The sequence below is a fragment of the Tunicatimonas pelagia genome, from assembly GCF_030506325.1.
GTDB classification, from domain to species: Bacteria; Bacteroidota; Bacteroidia; order Cytophagales; family Cyclobacteriaceae; genus Tunicatimonas; species Tunicatimonas pelagia.
The window spans coordinates 5,481,077-5,500,194 of record NZ_CP120683.1; the positions used below are offsets into that span (position 1 = coordinate 5,481,077).

19 protein-coding genes are annotated in these 19,118 nt (G+C 42.9%); 9 read left to right on the forward strand and 10 right to left on the reverse strand.

Features of this window, described 5'->3' with window-relative positions; all coding sequences use genetic code 11:
- The 3 genes from P0M28_RS23410 (at position 1) to P0M28_RS23420 (ending at position 1,693) form a co-directional block, all read left to right on the forward strand.
- Positions 1–333, forward strand: coding sequence for a phage holin family protein (locus P0M28_RS23410; protein WP_302205584.1), 333 nt, complete (start codon positions 1–3; stop codon positions 331–333).
- Entirely contained in the window at positions 326–898 is a 573-nt protein-coding gene (locus P0M28_RS23415; protein ID WP_302205586.1) for a YqaA family protein, read from the forward strand. The genes P0M28_RS23410 and P0M28_RS23415 overlap by 8 nt, the downstream gene beginning before the upstream one ends.
- A 219-nt stretch (positions 899–1,117) precedes the next feature.
- Positions 1,118–1,693, forward strand: coding sequence for a DUF4136 domain-containing protein (locus P0M28_RS23420; RefSeq protein WP_302205588.1), 576 nt, complete (start codon positions 1,118–1,120; stop codon positions 1,691–1,693).
- An 8-nt stretch (positions 1,694–1,701) separates the two neighbouring features.
- On the opposite strand, the gene P0M28_RS23425 is transcribed toward P0M28_RS23420, so the two are convergent.
- Together P0M28_RS23425 and P0M28_RS23430 are read right to left on the reverse strand one after the other, a co-directional pair.
- The gene (locus tag P0M28_RS23425) at positions 1,702–2,607 is read right to left on the reverse strand and encodes a glycerophosphodiester phosphodiesterase (protein ID WP_302205589.1); all 906 of its coding nucleotides are present in this window, start codon (positions 2,605–2,607) and stop codon (positions 1,702–1,704) included.
- 1 nt (position 2,608) lies between these two features.
- A complete protein-coding gene (locus P0M28_RS23430; protein WP_302205591.1) occupies positions 2,609–3,538 on the reverse strand; it encodes a DUF8428 domain-containing protein in 930 nt (309 codons plus the stop codon).
- A 68-nt stretch (positions 3,539–3,606) separates the two neighbouring features.
- On the opposite strand from P0M28_RS23430, the gene P0M28_RS23435 reads away from it, so the two are divergent.
- From P0M28_RS23435 to P0M28_RS23445, 3 genes are all read left to right on the forward strand, one after another.
- Positions 3,607–4,197 carry a methyltransferase domain-containing protein gene (locus P0M28_RS23435; protein WP_302205593.1) on the forward strand — a complete coding sequence of 197 codons (591 nt, stop codon included), beginning with the start codon at positions 3,607–3,609 and terminating at the stop codon, positions 4,195–4,197.
- A gap of 62 nt (positions 4,198–4,259) precedes the next feature.
- The gene (locus P0M28_RS23440) at positions 4,260–4,988 is read left to right on the forward strand and encodes an alpha/beta hydrolase (protein ID WP_302205595.1); all 729 of its coding nucleotides are present in this window, start codon (positions 4,260–4,262) and stop codon (positions 4,986–4,988) included.
- Positions 4,981–6,033, forward strand: coding sequence for a DUF2817 domain-containing protein (locus P0M28_RS23445; protein WP_302205597.1), 1,053 nt, complete (start codon positions 4,981–4,983; stop codon positions 6,031–6,033). Before P0M28_RS23440 ends, P0M28_RS23445 begins: the two co-directional genes overlap by 8 nt.
- A gap of 495 nt (positions 6,034–6,528) precedes the next feature.
- On the opposite strand, the gene P0M28_RS23450 is transcribed toward P0M28_RS23445, so the two are convergent.
- The 3 genes from P0M28_RS23450 to P0M28_RS23460 form a co-directional block, all read right to left on the reverse strand.
- Positions 6,529–7,023: a hypothetical protein gene (locus tag P0M28_RS23450; protein ID WP_302205598.1), complete on the reverse strand. Its 495-nt coding sequence runs from the start codon at positions 7,021–7,023 to the stop codon at positions 6,529–6,531.
- A 6-nt stretch (positions 7,024–7,029) separates the two neighbouring features.
- Positions 7,030–8,253 (reverse strand): sensor histidine kinase, encoded by a 1,224-nt coding sequence (locus P0M28_RS23455; RefSeq protein WP_302205599.1) that lies wholly within the window; start codon positions 8,251–8,253, stop codon positions 7,030–7,032.
- 552 nt (positions 8,254–8,805) lie between these two features.
- Positions 8,806–9,192 carry a DUF7793 family protein gene (locus P0M28_RS23460; protein WP_302205600.1) on the reverse strand — a complete coding sequence of 129 codons (387 nt, stop codon included), beginning with the start codon at positions 9,190–9,192 and terminating at the stop codon, positions 8,806–8,808.
- 147 nt (positions 9,193–9,339) lie between these two features.
- On the opposite strand from P0M28_RS23460, the gene P0M28_RS23465 reads away from it, so the two are divergent.
- Positions 9,340–11,772, forward strand: coding sequence for an aminotransferase class I/II-fold pyridoxal phosphate-dependent enzyme (locus P0M28_RS23465; RefSeq protein ID WP_302205601.1), 2,433 nt, complete (start codon positions 9,340–9,342; stop codon positions 11,770–11,772).
- Between the two features lie 30 nt (positions 11,773–11,802).
- On the opposite strand, the gene P0M28_RS23470 is transcribed toward P0M28_RS23465, so the two are convergent.
- The 3 genes from P0M28_RS23470 to P0M28_RS23480 are packed head-to-tail and all read right to left on the reverse strand — an operon-like array spanning position 11,803 to position 15,578.
- Positions 11,803–13,698 carry a T9SS type A sorting domain-containing protein gene (locus P0M28_RS23470; RefSeq protein ID WP_302205602.1) on the reverse strand — a complete coding sequence of 632 codons (1,896 nt, stop codon included), beginning with the start codon at positions 13,696–13,698 and terminating at the stop codon, positions 11,803–11,805.
- 41 nt (positions 13,699–13,739) lie between these two features.
- Complete coding sequence (locus P0M28_RS23475) at positions 13,740–14,594, reverse strand: PASTA domain-containing protein (RefSeq protein ID WP_302205603.1); 855 nt, start codon at positions 14,592–14,594, stop codon at positions 13,740–13,742.
- A gap of 21 nt (positions 14,595–14,615) precedes the next feature.
- Positions 14,616–15,578: a D-alanine--D-alanine ligase gene (locus P0M28_RS23480; RefSeq protein WP_302205605.1), complete on the reverse strand. Its 963-nt coding sequence runs from the start codon at positions 15,576–15,578 to the stop codon at positions 14,616–14,618.
- A gap of 243 nt (positions 15,579–15,821) precedes the next feature.
- Between P0M28_RS23480 and P0M28_RS23485 the strand changes: the two genes are divergently transcribed.
- Positions 15,822–16,286: an Xre family toxin-antitoxin system antitoxin gene (locus P0M28_RS23485; RefSeq protein WP_302205606.1), complete on the forward strand. Its 465-nt coding sequence runs from the start codon at positions 15,822–15,824 to the stop codon at positions 16,284–16,286.
- A 9-nt stretch (positions 16,287–16,295) separates the two neighbouring features.
- Positions 16,296–16,751 (forward strand): RES family NAD+ phosphorylase, encoded by a 456-nt coding sequence (locus P0M28_RS23490; RefSeq protein ID WP_302205607.1) that lies wholly within the window; start codon positions 16,296–16,298, stop codon positions 16,749–16,751.
- Positions 16,752–16,917: 166 nt separating this feature from the next.
- Here the strand turns inward: P0M28_RS23490 and P0M28_RS23495 are convergent, their stop codons facing one another.
- Complete coding sequence (locus P0M28_RS23495; protein ID WP_302205608.1) at positions 16,918–17,766, reverse strand: hydroxymethylglutaryl-CoA lyase-like TIM-barrel protein; 849 nt, start codon at positions 17,764–17,766, stop codon at positions 16,918–16,920.
- A gap of 84 nt (positions 17,767–17,850) precedes the next feature.
- Positions 17,851–18,990 carry an acyl-CoA dehydrogenase family protein gene (locus P0M28_RS23500; RefSeq protein WP_302205610.1) on the reverse strand — a complete coding sequence of 380 codons (1,140 nt, stop codon included), beginning with the start codon at positions 18,988–18,990 and terminating at the stop codon, positions 17,851–17,853.
- Between the last annotated feature and the right edge of the window lie 128 nt (positions 18,991–19,118).

A 19,118-nucleotide genomic window follows, 5' to 3' on the forward strand; every position in this document is an offset into this window, starting at 1 on the left:
ATGTTCGTCGCTATTTTGGTAAACGCAGTATCAGTGTTTTTGTCGGCCTACGTACTGCGTGGAGTAATGATAAATAACTTCTGGACGGCGCTGGTCGTTGCAGTATTACTCGCAATTATTAATGCAGTGGTTAAGCCCATCTTAATTTTTTTAACCATTCCTATTACGGTACTTACACTGGGGCTATTCATTTTGGTAATTAATGCGTTGTTGCTTATGTTGGTTGATGCCCTACTGGAAGGGTTGAAAATAAAGAATTTTGGTTGGGCAGTAGTATTCGGTACTGTGCTCTCAATCATCAATGGTCTGCTGTCTTGGATACTGAATGTCTGATCGGGAAAAGCTTTGGTTTTTTGCGCGCAACCTAGCCCGGGGCGTACTTGCTCTAATTATTGTGGTTGGTGGGTTTATACTGCTGAAAGACCGAGTAAACCTGGACTACTTTCAGTGGTTAGCTCCCATTTATGAGCAGCCGGTGCTGGTATACTTGATCTATTCGGCTTCAGAGTTACTGTTTGGAATTATCCCTCCGGAGATTTTTATGATCTGGGCGTTGCGGTTAGAAGATGTAAGTGGCTACTTACTCAATGTTGGCGCATTGGCCTTAATCTCTTATTTGGCTGGGGTGCTAGGATACTTGATCGGAAACTACCTGAATCACACTAGGTTTTATACCTACTTCAGAAAAAGAGTTTTCGGGCATTACGAACGCTACTTTCAGAGCTTTGGTGCTTTTTTAATTGTAGTAGCGGCTTTAACACCGCTTCCATTCTCGGGAGTGAGTATGCTGATTGGTTCGGTAGATTTTCCGGCTAAGAAGTACTTGGTTTACGCAACTATCCGGTTTGTTCGATTTGCTGCGTACTCTTACGTGGTGTGGCAAGCCAATGCCCTCTGATAAATAAGAAAGTAAACCATACGACAAAAATTGATGAACTCTTTGCGGAAGTTTACTATACTGAAATAGAGAGTATGTCGTTATAGCAAACTTGGAGCAGCTACAATTACCAGCTTTTTAACAAAAGCGTAATAGCTCTAAATTTTTCATGGGTTGGATATTTTCTATAAAAACAGTTTATTAGTAAATTGATTACTTACGAATAGCTACCTTTTTCTTATGAAAGCACTTTCTACCGTTGCGTTGTTAACCTTGCTCTTTTTCGCGAGCTGTATGGGATATAAAGAGTTTCCTGTGGAGTCGGATTACAGTTTTGAGGGCGAGTTTCGTCGCTACAAAACATTCAACTTTCTGGACACGCGCAGTTCGGGAGCGGACTCTAGTCTACAAAATGATGTCATCGAGAGCGCGATTCGTGCCCGCATGGAGTTGCAAGGCTACGAATACACTACTCGCGACCCGCGTTTGCTCGTTTCTTACAAAATATTTTACGACAGTCTGTTCTTCACAGGATACGACCAGCCTGATATTGAACTCTTCATTGAGTACGAAGAGAACATTGACCAGGAAATGGATCCAGTAAAGTACAATCTGCGCCAAGGAACGCTTCTCGTATTGATGTATGATCGCGAGCGCAAGAAATCTATTTGGCAAGGCTATGCTTCAGGGGTATTCGGTGACAGCTTCTACAGCGATAAGCGCTATCTGCAAGGAGCCGTACGGTCAATTTTTGATCAGTACAAAGTATTTGCCGAAGGCTTTGCGGTGCAGAAAAAGAAAGTTAGCCGTAATTAGTCACACATTTACTGCCCCGTAATCTTGATTACTCGGTCAGGATAGTCGGAAATAATTCCGTCAACTTGTAAATCAATCATTTGCTGAATATCCTTTGGATCATTGACTGTCCAGGGAATTACTTTCATGCCTTTTTGCTGAGCCAGATCGAGCAGAGATTGGTCAACTACCCGAAAGTTGGGGCTGTAAATTTTCGGGGTGAAGCCTAACGTAGCTAAGTTTTCCTCTAAAGAATTAGTGTTCTCGACTAACAGTGCCAATGGTAGCGAAGGTTGCTTTTTCCGTACTTGCTGTAGCGTACGGACATCAAACGACTGAATAACCACTCGACTTTCAATGCCTTTTTCTTGAATTACAGATAGCAATAAGTCGGTAAATTTATCTGGGGCTGGATGAAAAATATTATCGCCTTTCGGGTTAGATTTAGTCTCGATATTGTAAAGCACCGGAGCTAGGTTTTGAGCGGCAATCAGTTGCTCAACCGTATCAATCACATCGCTGAGCAGCGGTTTATGAGCTGGGAAGTTTTCTTGTTCAGGAAACTTCGGATGAGGGCTACTCCCACAATCACAGCGAGCAATTTCTTGATAAGGCATCTGATAAAGATTATGCTCTTTCTCTTCTTCCTCGGCAATAGGTTGACCTTCGGCAGTATGACAAATTATGTGGGAGAGAAACGGTTCGTGAGAAACAACTACTTGTCGGTCTTGAGAGATCACTACGTCCAGTTCTAGGGTGGTTACACCGAGCTTAACCGCTTCAATAAAGGCCGGAATGGTATTTTCTGGAAGCAATCCTCTACAACCGCGGTGCCCCTGAATATCTAGCGGTAGGTTAGAGCCTTGCCCCTTTGTCTGGGTAATAAACAATACGGTAGAAAAAAGCACAACTAGAAAAAAGAGGCGAACTTTCATATCAGCGTACGTCAAAATTGGCGGTACCAATAATGTAGTCGTCAGCGTAAATTTCCACCTGATGGCGTCCTTCGGTATAGTCGCTGCCTTTTTCGTAAATAAAAGAAAGTGCCTGTCCGGTATTGTCAAACAGTATATCTTTCTTCATAGTATAAAATATTTCTTCGCTGTCTAACATAAACGTACCCGATCCTTTGGCCACATCAAAAATCACGTTGCCGTTGGGTTCAATTATACGGACGAATATATCGCGCCCTTTAATCTCAGCTACCTCGTTCTTGGCTATGTTAAAAGTAACCTGTACTTGCTCTAGCTGACTACTACGGTAGCGATCGCGCTCTTTGCCTTTTCCCCGGCTATTTAATCCGATAACTTTGATGTTTTCTGCCTCCAACTGAGAAGCTACCGCTACCTTTTCAGCCAGTTGATCTTTATCCGAATTAATCTGGGTGATTGTTTTGTTCAGTTCCTGTTGTTCCTCCTTCAGTTCGGTATTCTCGGCAAACAAGACTTTGTTCTCCTCCTGCAATTGGGCAATCTCTTTATCTTTATTAATTAAAAGCTCACGATAACCCTCTACTCGAGCATTTATTTGGTTGTAGCGCTTCTGAGCCAGAACCTGATCGTTTTGTAACTGCTCTTTTTCCTGCTCCAGTGTTTCCCGAATCAGCCGTAGCTCCTCCACATCGCCGCCTAGCTTTTGTATCTCCTGAATTTTCAGGTCGAGTTCGTTACTGATAGATTCTAGTTTGGCGTAGGTTTCTTGTAATTCGGTCTGACTAGTTTGTAACTCGTCGGCTTTTTCTTGGTTGTTTTGGTAAAATAAGAAAAGCACTACCAAGTTGGTAAGTACCAGTAAGCCAATAACGATGAATAGTATTTTTCTCTTATTTGAGCCATTGCTGGTATCGGAATGAGTGGTCTCTTCCATAGGTGTAATTTGTTGGATTGCTTGATTATCCGCTATTTTAGAAAAATTTAAGCATTCGTACTAGGAAAATGGAAACGCTAAACGAAAACTATTGGACTAAGCGCTATATGTTGGGCAACACGGGTTGGGATGCCGGTAGTATTACCACTCCCCTAAAAACGTATATTGATCAGTTGCATGACAAAAATATGAAAATTCTGATACCCGGTAGCGGAAACAGCTACGAAGCTGGCTACCTTTTTGAAGGCGGGTTCTCCCAGGTGTTTATTGTAGACCTAAGCGAGCGTCCGTTAGCAATCTTCAAGGAGCAATATCCTACGTTTCCGGCCGAACAGATTTTACATCAGGACTTCTTTACGTTAAACGATACGTTTGACCTGATTATTGAGCAAACGTTCTTCTGCGCGTTAAATCCAAGTCTTCGCCCAGCTTATGCCCAGAAAATGCACGAGCTGCTAAAGCCAGAGGGTAGGTTGGTTGGTTTATTATTTAACATACCACTTTACCAAGATCATCCTCCGTTTGGTGGTAGTCAGGAAGAGTACCGTCGGTATTTTGAGCCATACTTTCACTTTCACACGTTTGAGTTAGCGTATAACTCCATCGCTCCTCGGCAGGGCAACGAGCTGTTTATTAATCTGAAGAAGAAAGAAACGTAAGTACAGCGACACAATCTACTCGGTAAGAACGTTCTCAAGTTGAGACATTCGTATACGAAAATATGGCTCAATCGGATCACTACATCTTTGCCCACGGGCTGAACGTGCGACCAACCGTTATGCAATTGCTGGCTGAAGAATTAGGGTGTGCCAAAGATCAGTACACCCTAATCAGTCTACCGGGGCATAGCGGAGAAGAAGAGCTATCTCGTGCTGTTGCTGACCGTTGGCTCGATAGTTTTCGGGATCAGTACAATAAAGTGTGTCAGGTACATACCAACATTATTTTTGTAGGATACTCTTTAGGAGGTTTACTGATGACGTATTTGCTGGGAGACGGGCAGATCGTAGCTCCGCGTAAACAAATACTGTTGGCGCCAGCGTTGGCCTTTCAGCAGTGGACTAAAATTCCTACCATCATTCCGAAGGCAACCTTCGATCAGGTGACTATCCCCTCATTTACTCCTGAGAATTACAAGGCAAACCCAGGGGTTTCACTGGGAGCTTATAAAGTACTTTTTACGATCAGTCAAGAACTAGACGGTATGGCTCCTGATCGCTATAACATTCCCACCTTAGTTTTCTGCGACCGTTGGGATGAACTAGTGCAGGCTGAGGGCTTACGTAAGTTTATAGCTGCTAAGCAACTTACAGAATGGGATCTTGTTATTGTGCCATCGAGCTTTTGGCAGAGAGTAGGAAAGAAACATCTGCTGGTGGCTCAAGAATATTACGCCGATAGTCATTGGAAGCAAATTCGCCAGCAAATAGAGGCGTTCGTGAATGGATAAGATGGCGTACTATCCGGTTAACTATCATGTAGCTCGTACCCAATTTCGAGCGTTGGCAGTAAGTAAGAAATGGGAGCTTCATTCGTTGGCAGTAGATGAGTCGGACGGGTTATATATTGATGTTGCACTTTGGCGAGGGAGTAGTGAATCATTGATGATTCATAGCTCAGGAGTACACGGTGTGGAGGCATTTCCCGGGTCAGCGGTTCAGTGCGCTTTTTTGAGTTCTTGGGAGCCAGGTTCGGCCAACTCGCCAAGCATTGCACTAATTCACTGCATCAACCCTTTTGGAATGCGATACCTGCGTCGTTGGAATGCTCAGAACATTGATCTCAACCGAAATTTTCTACCTTCCTTCGATAATCTTCCCACCAACCCTTTCTACGATCGATTATCTTCTTTCCTAAATCCTCAGTCTAGAAATCAACTTTCCTATTTTACTCTAAAAGCGGTAGTACTACTGATGAAACATGGTTTAGCCTCATTGCAACAAGCCGTTGCTCAAGGACAATATAACAATCCAGTGGGGTTATTTTTTGGTGGTAAACAACCAGTAATTGAGAATAGCCTACTACGCCATTTTTTACAACAGTACTTGAGTGAGTATAAAATTATTAGAGGCATAGACTTTCATACTGGACTGGGAAAGTTTAACCAGTCTTCTTTTTACTTAGAGGCTCTTTTTGGTCAAGAAACTCATCAACAGGCTGAGAGTATTTTCAATCAGCCAGTGATCAGAACTGATGCTCAAACGAAGCATAGTTATCAGATGCAGGGCAGTTTAGTAGCTGGGCTAAGAGCACAGTACGCTGAACAAGATTTTTGGATGGTGACTCAGGAAGTTGGTACGGTTGGCCCGGTAGAAATCCTACGTGTTTTACGGAAAGAAAATTTCAATTTTCATTATCAGTCTGAGGATCAAGCTGGTGCAAGGTTAGCGGTGAAAGACGCGTTTTGTCCTGATAATAATATATGGCGGAAGCAAGCCGTACAGAGTGGCGTTCAGGCGTTAACTCAGCTAGTAAAGACCCATAGTAGCCATTGACTATTCTTAGAACCAGCGAGCTAAAACAAAAAAAGCGATACAATACTGTATCGCTTTTTAAATTTTGTGTATGCAGCTTAAGTATATCAGTTTAAGAGTAAAACTGTAGGTTAAAAAATCCAAGCTACATGTGCCCTCACTTGCTATATGTTTGACAATTATGCTGCCAACGCTGTAAAAGCAGTTCTACGCTAATAATGGGAAAAAGTGGGGAGTTAAATACTCATTTATGCTGAAGAAATGTAGAAAAAAATGCACAATTCCCCACGCTTTGGAATCCTACTTTTTTAACCTTTTCATTTGAGTTATGCTTTTTTTACGAATAAATTCTTTTTATAAGAATATTTGATTATCTTAGAGGCAACAAACTACCCTAGTTATGAATAAGCATAACAAAGCAAGTACTTTAGAGGAAGTAAGAATTAAACGTACCGAGGTGATTGGTACAATTGCTCTCCAATACCTTCATTCTATTAGGGTGAGAACATCATCTCGCTAAGGTACGAAGGAAAATTCACCATTATCGTAAATACGCATTACCCTAACGGGGCGTGTTCCTTTTAGAACTCTGCTCATGTCTATTTCCTGATCTACCCAATCAGTAATTGGAAACTCATCTTTAATTCGTTCTAGTGCTACTGCAAGGTAAGCATGCTGACCAGTAAGCTGTTTGCGTAAAAATGGTTCAGCGATGAGTCGGATGCAAACTTCACGGGGTGCTGCTTCATTAGTGAAGAGCGGTTTGGCTTGTTTATAGATTAGAGATAGCGGTTCAGTAGCGTAATCCATAAGTTCCCAGGCAAGATTAGGAATATGATAGACAAATCGGTGAATTTGCTCAATCTGAGTGAGCCAAATAGTGTAAGGCGGTTGCATCTTGGTAACAGAGGTGTGAGAAAGAAGCTGTTGACAACTAGCGGTGCTAGAGAAAGCAGTCGCTACTACGTTCTCTGGTGTATTTCGTAGCAGCACTCGAGAGGGTATAGGCATTTGATGCTAAAATTTATCTAAGGAGGGTAGGTATATTTTTACTTCTGTGCCCTGACCTGGCTTGCTTTTTATCTTCAAATCGCCCCCCAACTTTTCAACATTAGACTTTACAATAAATAGCCCTAACCCACTTCCGGAAGAAGTATGATTACCCCGATAAAACATATCGAACGCACGATCTAAAATAGCTTTGTTCATTCCTACCCCATTATCTTTTACTACTATTTCAATACCACCTCGGCTATGTCTGGTACTTATTTTAATATAAGGTGTATTATTTATGTATTTATGGTACTTAATACTATTCTCTACTAAGTTTTGCAAAACTGAGCGAAATAGTTTTTCGCTGCTGGTGAATGTTACAGGTGAATCATACGCTAACGTAATTTCAACTTTTTCTCGGTTTGGGTAGTTTGCCAAGCTATCAATTACATCGCGACCGCAAGAGTTGATATCAAACGATTGCATGTTTAATTTGGTCTTATCCGTGATGCCTATCTCCAGAAGGCCCATGAGCGTTGAGTTAAGCTTATCGGCACTCTGCTTAATAAGTGAGATGTAATAGTGTAGCGTAGGCAGGTCTGTTTCGGTTTGTTCAATCACCTGAAGTAACCCTTGCATACTAGCCAATGGCCCTTTTAAATCGTGAGAAACTCGGTATACCAGTGTCTTTAGTTCATCATTCTTTTGTTGTAATGCATTTGATGTAAGCCGAATGTGTTGCAGATCTTTAGCAATGAGCACGTAGCCAATACTTTCTCGATTATCTCTCAGCCTAGATAATGAAATAGTGACTGGAAGTCGGCCCGAACCCGATGTTTTAAATGATGCTTCCAGATTGTATATCTGCTTTTTCTTTCGCAAAGATTCTTTGAGATCAGTAATAAACTTTGCTTTTCTTCCGTCGAAAAGTATGTCTAGCGGCTGGTTTATGAAGTACGACTCTGGTTGAGCCAATAGCTCACACACTTTCTGGTTTACTTGCTTAATCTGTAGATGCTTATCAAAAATAATGAGCATATCCACAATACCTCGCAAAACAGAATTAAGGTAGTTACGAGAAATGACAGTATCTCGCAATTCTTCACTTAGCATATTAACCCCGGAAGCAATAGCATCAATATCATCAAACTTATCAGAAACCGGGGCTAAATGGCGAAAATTACCTTCAGCAATTTCTAGTAATGCCCGGTTAATAGCCTCAATTCGCGTGTCTCTGTTTAAGGGCATAGATTCAGTTGTCTTGTAGTTACTCCTATTAAGTAAGCCAAGCTAAAGCCTACTGGTTAGAATACAATGAAAATACATAAAGTTTTAAGAGAAGTTATAGATTAATAACAATGATTATAAGTGTATTAAATCAAAACTTGGTTGATACGCTCGTCCAATTGCTATTATGTGTAAACACGGTATAAGTCTTCTACAGTGGAAGTTAGTATAACGAATAAACTACGAAAGTCCTAAACCGTTCAGAAACACATTGTTACGCCTCATCGGATCAGTAGCTGTACTTTTTTAGATTACTGGAATCTTTTCAAACAGCGGTAGCAGAGCTATCTGCTAGGGTAACGAAAATAGTGGAACGTATACCAAGCAGGCATATAGTCTTTCGCTATTGACTGATTGTGCATTCGCCTTCACTATTTTACAATGCAATCATTCGAAAAAGTAGATATAATTTACCAAAATAAGGTAGGTATTTTTCTGATAATATACCGGAGAAGCATTGCTGTTGTAGTAGTAACACCACCAATGAACAAGGCTGAGCGGTAGGCTACTTCACTAATCGTTTGGTGTAAAATCTTCAATCCACTTGCTAGCTTCCGCTAAGTTGGTAAAAAACATAAATGGATACTCGGGACGATAAAACTTTACAAAAAAATTCCCCATCATACGCGTTACTGGGTTGTTGAGAATAACCGCCAGCGCAAGTAAATCTTTACCAGCCTCTAAAGAAGAGAAAAAAGTACGGGCTTCTTTATCTACGTGCTTTACTGATGAGATATCAACAATAGCAGGAATTTTTCGGCCTCCGGTAACCTGCATTCTGTAAGCAGTAGCATTTCGAGCAATAGTGACATCAATAATTGGGACTTTGTACTTAGCGTACAGTACTTGGTTTAGAAACTGTAGGGAAACAAAATCATTTTCGTAAATCTGATTTTCCATACATCAATAGTACATGAAACTTTAATTGAAAAGGATGATTATTGGAAAAATACTTACATATGTGAGGATAGACATAGTTGTGCTAATTTATCAAATTTTTTTTGCATAATCTTGTCTTATCACTAACAAAGTAAAAAACTATCTATCATGGCGAAATCGAAGCACAATCATCTATTGGATACGATCGGTGACTTAATCCTCAATGCCAAAAAAGAGGGTTTGGTTCACTTATATACCGAAGGTACTCACTTTGATGGTAGACACATTCAAGTTGAGGGAAAGAAGTTATTTCATTTCGGTACTACTGGTTATTTGGGGCTAGAACAAGACCAACGACTGAAGGATGCAGCAATTGATGCTATTCAGCGGTACGGAACACAATTTCCGTTGTCAAAGACCTACGTTTCGTTTGTTATTTACAAAGAACTCGAGAAGGCCGTTCGTAAAATTTATAATAGCCCTATTGTCATTACCAAAAATAGCACACTCGCGCATATTGGGGTAATTCCCACTATTGTTCGCGATGAAGATGTGCTAATTCTTGATCAACAAGTACACGCTAGCGTACAAAATGCCAGTCAACTGCTAAAAGCGCGTGGCACTTCAGTACAGCTTGTGAAGCACAACGACGTGGATATGCTAGAGAACACGCTCAAGCGATTACGTAACAAGCATCAGAAGATTTGGTATGCTGCCGACGGCGTTTATTCAATGTTTGGTGATGTGGTGCCACTCGAGCAATTATTGCCTTTAATGGAACGTTACCCTCAGCTTCATCTGTATATTGATGATGTGCACGGTATGAGTTGGGCCGGAAAGCACGGGGCCGGCTACGTAATGAGTAAACTAGGTACCCTTCGGGAGCGAATAGTACTGGTAGGTACTCTCAGCAAATCGTTTGGTGCGAGTGGGGGAGTAGTAGCGTTTGGTGACGATCACTTATACGAAGCGTTCAAGGTTTTTGGCGGGCCTCAAACATTTTCGGCCCAACTAGAACCCCCGAGCGTAGCCGCCGCGTTGGCTTCGGCAAATATTCATTTATCGGATGAGATTTACGACCTTCAGCAAGATTTGGCGGAGAAAGTAAGCCTTTGCAATCAGCTTATTCGCAAAACTGATTTACCGTTGATTCAGGAAAATGTGTGCCCAGTTCATTTTATTGGGGCAGCACTGCCTGCGGTTTCTTACGAGTTTGCCAAACGACTGATGAACGACGGCTTTTATGTAAATGTTGCTACATTTCCGGTAGTGCCGGTGAAGAATACGGGAATTCGCTTTACCATCTCGCGGCATAACCAGCCCGAAGAAATTGAAGCACTCGTAGCGGCAATGCAATACCACTATCCTAAAGCACTGGAGAAAGAAGGGTATTCATTAAACCAGGTACGAAAAGCGTTTAAATTGCCAATCCCTGAAGAGAAAGCAACTGAAGTGCAGCCTAAATCCCAGGAGGGGCTGCATGTGGAAGTGGTTGACACAATTTGCAAAGTTAATCCTGAAGAATGGAACAACTTGTTGGGTGAACGAGGAGCGTTCGATTGGAATGCGCTTAGTTTCTATGAAGATGTTTTTACTAATCATTCTGTTGCCCACCATCGCTGGGATTTTATCTATCTGCTGATTCGGGATAATGAAGGGAAAGTGGTGCTGGCCACGTTTTTTACGGCGGCACTCTGGAAAGACGATGTGCTAGCTGCTGCTTCGGTATCAGAGCAGGCGGAGCTTATCCGAAAAATTGATCCCACCTATTTAACATCGCGGGTATTGTCCATGGGCTCGCTAATTACCGATGGCGATCATTTATACCTAAACAGAGAGCATCCTCTGTGTAATAATGCTCTAAAGGCGATGAGCACGACACTAGAGTCGCTAAAAGAGAAGTATCGCTGTAATACCGTGATGGTGCGAGATATTGCCGATAATGATCGGGAAATCAATCATTTCATGCATACTCAAGGGTATTTGCAAATAACGTTACCGGAGAGCGCAGTTATCCAAAAGTTAGATTGGAATAGCCAAGCAGAGTACCTCAGCCGACTTTCATCAAAATCCCGCTCTCACATAAAAAACGATATTTTTAAGTTTCAATCACACTTTGATATTGAAGCGAAGGAGAAGCTAAGCGCAGAAGATCTCCTCCGGTCTTACCACCTTTATCAAGATGTTAGCAACCATAATTTTGCATTTAACAATGTAGAGTTTCCTTTCCGGTTGTTTGAAACAATGAACCAAGATTCAAACTGGGAATTTATCACCTTCCGTTTGAAAGAAGAATTTATGGTGGCTGGTGATGATCCACTGGTAGGAGTAGTGTTTACTTACCAAACAAAAGAAAGCTACTGCGCGGTGCTATTGGGAATGGATTATCAGTACTCTCGAGAGCATAAGGTTTATAAGCAGATTATATTTCATGCTACCATGCGCGCCCGCGCTTTAGGAAAAGAGCGAATATTCTTAGGGCTTACATCGGGGCAGGAAAAGAAAAAGTACGGGGCCACGCTAATTCCGCGGGTAGGTTATCTGCAAGCGCAGGATAATTATAAACTAGAGTTGGTAGAATCTATGGTAGAGGTGGCTTAAAGAGCAGTCGAGAGACAAACCATGGGGTAGTTAGCGAAGCAGAATTTTGTGAGAGCTAATTACCCCTTTTTTATTGATTTTGATAATGTATAAACCTGGCGGTAGTCCGGAGAGGTCTAAAGAAGCTTTACCCGCAAGATTAACGTACTCCTGTAGTCTTTGACCGTACAAGTTCATCACCATTGCTTGATCAACCTGTCCCTCTATCCAAACAACTCCGTCGGTAGGGTTAGGGTAGATTTTTAGGGGAGAAGTAATGCTCTCCTCAGAAGCAGGGGGTGGTGCGCTAAGAATAAAATTGGCACTAGCCCGATCAAAGCGAGGGTGCATCATTAGGCTCCCTTCCAGCTCTCGGTTTTGCACCCAATTGCCGTTTACATTGAAAAATAGCTTATCGCCAGTATTGGTATTCTTATCGAAGCCGACCGCTACAAATTGGTCGCTTTGCTGTTCGTAGCCAATGTAGAAAGTATCTTGCACGGTGACGTAGAACGGAATATCGTTAACCACTAGCTCGTAAGAAGTGAAACCGTTGTACGCCGAGTCAGGAATAGATAAAGTATTTACCGAGCGAAGTAATACTTCTTGTTCGCTAGAGTCGGTTAGCGAACGCCACACCAGTAGCTGAATGGGAGTTCGTTGGTTTTGAGATAAATTGGGGAAGTGAACGTCAATATGGGTGAGTAAACCTTCTTCGGGTGCCACAAACTGATACGCCACTTTCCCGCCTTGCTGATTAATCTCTACTCCAAATTCTGCCTCGCCGTCATCGTAGGCAAACCAGTCATCCAGTACGAAAACAGCGCGAGCTGTATCGTTCACCCGGTAATCAATGGTTTCATTAAACACCGTGTCACCAGCAGCAATAGAAAATTCGGTTTCCAAGTACAGAGAATCAATACTGAGGTCGAGTTGGCTAACGTCCAACGGGTTAGCAAAAATGGCGTCTCGCTCTAGTCCTATTGGTACGGGACTAATGGCGGTTGAGTCGTTCAGTACCAACTGGATGTCGCTTACTGTATCGCGCACTGTTGCTGAGTAACGGATAGGCTGGAGTTCTACATTCAGATTAAAAAATTCTACCGAAGAGGTACCAATGTACTGACCTGGATTGGCTCTAAACTGCTGCATCGGAATAGCAGTATATTCTCCAAATAACGAACTAGGTGGTTTGGTAATTGCTCGATCTAAGTAAGCGGTGTTTGCTTCAGAGCGATTTTGATTCAGGTACACATAATCAATATTCCAGGTGTCGAAGGCACCCGTAAGCCGGCTAAATGCCTGAAAACGAAGCTGAAACCGCTCGTGAAAGTAAGCGGCATCGTTAACAGGAAATATTTCCTGAGCAAATTCTCGGGTAGCCAATGAGTCGCCACCATCTTGACTCCAGACAGTACGCCAAATATTTTCATTGGTAAGAAACTGAAGACGAAGCGAGTCGCCGGGGTCAGGAAATTCTCCATTGCCCCGCTGCTGCCAGTAAAAACTAAAGTAGACCGAATTTCTTACACCATCTGGCACCGCAGCTAAATTAATAGGGCGGGAAACCAAACTATCACTAGCATCGTCTTCCTCACCAGAACGGTAAGGCGTGCCGTCAAGCTGTACCCCATCAAAAGAAGCAACGCCAATCGTTGGCGGATTGATCGGTAAGCCCGCATTGATTCGGGTATTTTGACTAGATGGCATCCACTTTAGGGTATCCGGAATAGGAACCCCAAAATCGGTAGTGATTGGTTGAGAGAAGTCATCCCAGAAGGGCAGCAGCAATACGGTATCTAGTGCTTCAGTTTGCTGAATCCGCGCTTGCGTAGTTACGGGAGTAGAAGCCAGAGGTACTAAGCGTAGCCCCGGCTGCTGGGCTTGTACAGCGAGGGAGCTGAGTAAAACAATAGCAATAATAAAGGATGAGGCAGTCCGGTTCAAAGGCTGAGAGTAAGTATTAGAGGAGAACGTAGCTTGTTGGTTTAAAGTATTTCTGATTCGGTCGATTCCTCTTCTTCATCTAAGATACTATCTTCCTGTTTCTCTTGTCGGTCGAGCCAAATATCGATTTCCTGACCAATGCGAATTTTTCGCCCGGCCACTGGTCTTTGTTGTACAATGACGAGCCGATCTTGCGATTGCTGTAATTCATCCTTTGGGTCGCGGTCGGCTAGGGTTGGATCGCGGAACAGAATATTTCCTACTTTTAAGCCTGACCCTAAGATAACTACTTCGGCTTCGTCCAACACTAAACCATCTAGTGCGGGTACCTCTAACGTAGTATTTCCGAGGCCGTCGCCTACTAATAAGTCAATTTTGGCTCCTTTGGGAAGAAACGTGCCGGCTTCAATCGGCTCGCCGTCGTAAGTCTGTTCTAATACCGCATTCTGCGCCAGATCGGGTACGTACTTAATTTGCCCAATTTCTAAACCGTAACTTTCTAGTAGTAGGGCGGCATTCTTCACCGAACCATCAATCAATCGGGGCATTTTTACTTGGGGCGGGTTAACTGCGTTCAAGCTAAGAAAAATCTTACGATTCTCCTTTACTTTTGCGCCGGGCAATGGATACTGGGTTAATACGGTAAGCGGTTGATATTCTTGGGTGAACCCGGAGTCGGCTGTTACCTCGTGTTTGAGGTTGCGCTTCGTTAAGAACTCATTGATTTCATCGATGTGCAACCCTTCTAAGTCGGGCACCGTAACGGTTTCACCGTGATTGGTGGTAGAAGGGAGGTACATGTCGAAGAATATCAGCACGGCGGCAATGGTAAGTCCGGCGATAATACCCAGGTGGATAAGAAGGCCTTTCCAAGAACGAACGCTCAAAAGTTTCATGAATGTATTGTGGTTTAAGAATCAGCTTATTAACTGATCGTTAATTATTTTTTTAATATCTAAGTCGGCAGCCCTGATTTGCTGCGGAATTATACTTTCGGGCGAGCAACCCGGCGTAGTATTCGCCTCAATAAAGTATAGTTCTCCATCTCGTACAATATAATCTAGCCGAGCTAGCCCTCGGCAGCCCAGTAGCGTGTAAATACGTTCGGTAAGCCGTTGACACCGTTCCGTAGTTTCTTCATCAATCCGAGCTGGAGTAATCTCTTCCGAGGCACCTTCATACTTTGCCTGAAAATCAAAGAAAGCATTATTAGTTACTATTTCAGTAATGGGCAAAGCACGTGCCATTTCACCTGTCCAGTACACTCCACAGGTGAGTTCTCGCCCTTGTATGTATTCTTCGATGAGTACTTCGTGGTCGTGCTCAAAGGCTTTATCAATAGCAGTAGCTAAATCTTCGGACTGATCCACTTTGCTAGCCCCAAAGCTGGAGCCACCATTATTCGGCTTTACAAAACAAGGGAAGTGCAAATCTTTTACTAACGCATCAAGCGTGTAGGGCAGGTGTTGCCTTAGTACCACAGACTGAGGTGTGGTGATGCCGTGGCTCCGCACCAATTGCTTACAAATACTTTTATTAAACGTGATAGAACTGGTAAGCACATTGCAGCCCGTGTACGGAATGCTAAGCAAATCAAAGTAGCCCTGTATTTTGCCATCCTCTCCCGGAGTACCGTGGATGATATTGTACACTCCATCAAAATGAATAGTATTCCCTTGCTGTTCCCAAGAAAAATCTGCTCGATTAACCGGAATGGTTTTGTCCGCCTGTTTCACGTACCACTGATCTTTCTCTATAACTACCAAATACGGGTTAAACCGGGTGGTGTCAATGCAGTCCATAATCAGTCCGGCACTTTTCAGGGAGATAACATATTCGCTAGAACTACCTCCGGCTACTACGGCAATGTTTTTCTTCATGCTAAGAAATTTGGCGCAAAGTTACTCCTTTTGATGAAAGTAAAACGCAAAAATAGGGCTAGGGGTATTTGTTTCGCTAAATATGTAAGGTTCAGAGGGGATTAGTGCAGAGTGTTACAGTGTTTTGGTGTTATAGTAGATTACAAAAATTAAGAAATAGTAACTTCATTGCAACTAGTTAACTTTCTCATTCGTTTTAACTGGCAACTAGTCAAATGACTAAATAGCATTAATCAAATGAATATGAGCCAAATTGCTTCATCATCACATATAGAGCCACTATCATATTTGAAAGATGTACTAGCACTTTCGGCCAAAGATCTCAGGAGAGTACGTTCCACATTAGACCTCTTGCTACTATCTGAAAGTGGATTATCTATTAAAGCACTTTATCAATTACAAAAAAAACTGGGAGTTAGCAATCGCGAAATGAGCTTGCTGGTGGGAATATCGGAAAGCACCTTACAGCGACGTTATCGTGCAGGTAAACGCTTATCTGAACTAGAATCCCAGACAGTTTTGCAGTTAGCCGAACTATGGAGCCGCGGTATGGAAATTTTTGAAAGTGAAACTGATTTACGCATGTGGCTTAGAAGCGAAGTTCCTGCACTAGGGGGGCTAATTCCTATTGTCTTACTTGCAACTCCAATCGGGCGCTCTCATGTTCAGGAAGTGCTATTACGCTTAGAGTGGGGCATCTATTCATAATTATATATCATGCTGGTCTACCGAATTGGCAGCCATCGACGCATCCGTGATCTCCAAGGTACAGGTGGTTTGTATGTAGCGGGTCGGTGGCATCGGAAGGGGATACAGCTTGTATATACTTCTTCAAGTATTTCGTTGGCTAAATTAGAAGTGTTAGCCAATAGCGTGGGAAAAATCCCTAAAAGCATGGCGTTAGTAACATTAAGATTTCCTGATAATGCCTCAATGCAAACCATAAAAGCCGAACAATTAGTCCAAGGATGGTATCAATACCCTTATCCAGCTCAGTTAAGCCAAATCGCTGAGCAGTGGTTAGATAAAGGCGATGACTGGATACTATGTGTGCCTTCAGCTCAATCACCAACTGAATATAACTATCTGTTCAATCCGCAACATCCTCAGCACAAAAAGCTAGAGATTATAGATGTACGGGATGAATTATTTGATTGGCGTTTGAAGCAATAATTCTGTAGCGGAAGTAAGGCGTAAAAATAGGGCTAGGGGTATTTGTTTCGCTAAATATGTAAAGTTCAGAGGAGATTTGTATTCAGGTGTTTGCGTATTCATGTATTCTTATAGGTCTGAGTAATTTTGGACACTTGAACACCGTTCCACGGTGGCTTGAACACTTTTAAGAAATAATCTCTGCCGCAACCTGTTCAGCTTGTCTAAATGAATTTTTATTTATGCCTTCCAACTCTCGTTTTTCTTTAAAGTAATTAAGCAGATGGCGAGTATGAATGTTGCCTACCAGATCGGGACCAGCCATAGGGCAACCGCCTAGCCCGCTTAATACGCCATCGTAGTGCAGGCAACCGCTTTGGTAAGCCGCATCAATCTTTTCGCGCCAGTCAGTAGATTTAGTGTGCAAATGAAGTCCGAAGCTGATTTCCTGATAGGCCGGAATAGCAATGGCTAGTGCCGTACCAATGTGGGTTGCCTCACCGATTCCTACGGTGTCGGCTAAAGTAATATGTCGTACTCCGGCCAAATGAAGTTGGTCTATCCAATGCAGCAGTAGTTCAATATTCCACTCATCGCCATAAGGATTACCGAAGGCCATAGAAACATAGGTAACCAACTGCTTGTTGTGTTGATTGCATGTCTCCAGCAGTGCTTTTACCAGATCGAAGGACTTTTCTACCGTAGAATTAATATTGCGCTGTAGAAACGTAGGTGAAATAGAAAATGGAAAACCCAGATAGGTGATTTCATCAAACTGCACCGCGTCAGCCGCACCTCGCTGATTGCCGATAATCGCTAGCAGTTTTGAATCAGTGTTTGTGAGATCGAGCTGGGTGAGCACCTCCGCTGTGTCTCGCATCTGTGGTATGGCTTTGGGCGAGACAAAACTGCCAAAATCGACCGTATCAAATCCTACCTGAAGAATGGCATTAATATAGCGCACTTTATCTTCGGTAGGAATGAACATCTCGATGCCTTGCATCGCATCGCGGGGGCACTCGGTAATTTTAATCATATTTTTGAAAATCATTAAACAGGCAGAATGAGCGATGGAGTAAGCTAGTGTTCTACCATTCACTCATTCTAACATTTTGTGCCATTAGCAACCAATATGCCGGGAAATTACTAGCCGCTGAATCTCCGAAGTACCTTCGCCAATTTGCAGGATACGCTGGTCGCGGTAGAATCGTTCCACGTCGTACTCGCCCATTAAACCATAACCTCCGTGAATCTGCACCGCATCGTCGGCTACTTCTTTGGCAATCTCTGAGCAGTACAATTTGGCCATAGCGGCTTCTTTGCCGAAGGGTTTTCCAGTATCTTTTAGCCAACAAGCTTTGTACAATAAGTTGCGGGCTAGTTCTAGCTTGGTAGCCATGTCAGCCAGCTTGAACGAAATTGCCTGAAACTGAGTGAGTGACCTTCCGAATTGTTTGCGTTCTTTGGCGTAGCGCATCGCCATTTCGTAAGCACCCTGAGCCAGTCCTAATCCCATAGCGCCAATAGAAAGTCGGCCGGCATCCAGCGTTATTAGCATTATTTTAGAGCCTTGTCCGCGTTCGCCCAACAAGTTTCCTTCGGGCACTTGGCAATTGTCAAAAAAGAGCTGAGAGGTATTGCTTGCTCGCCAGCAAAGTTTATCGTGCATGACCATAGCATCAAAGCCGGGATTGCTGCCTTCCACAATAATGGTAGAGTATTCTTTCTTGCCATTGTTCTCCCCAGTAACTGCTTGCACGGTTACGCCAATGGTAACGTCAGTAGCTCCGTTCGTGATAAATATTTTTGAGCCATTGATCGTCCACTGCCCTTCTTCCAGATTGGCTACGGTTTTGGTGCCTCGGGAGTCAGATCCAGCATCGGCTTCGGTAAGCCCGAAGGCCCACAGAGCTTCTCCCGTACAAAGTTGGGGTAGGTATTTTTCCTTTTGCTCTTCCGTACCAAAGCTGTACAGTGGGCCAATACCTAATGAGTTGTGGGCAGCTAACGTAGCGGCTTGAGAGCTATCGATTCGAGCCAATTCTTCTACCGCAATAATGTACGATAGGTAATCCATTCCTTGTCCACCGTACTTTTCCGGAATCATCATACCGAAGAGTCCAAGTTCCCCTATTTTTTTGGTGAGGTCGTAAGAGAATTGTTCTTTTTTGTCCAGTTCACGAGCTACCGGTAAAACCTCTTGCTCAGCAAATTCTCGCACACTCTGGCGAATTAAATCGTGTTGTTCGTTTGTATACATTTGGGTCAATTTTTATAATGAGTAATGAGTAATGAGTAATGACTGTTGGATGCTGGGTAGTAAAAAATTAACTTCCATCAATCATCAATCATCAATCATCAATCATCAATCATCAATCATCAATCATC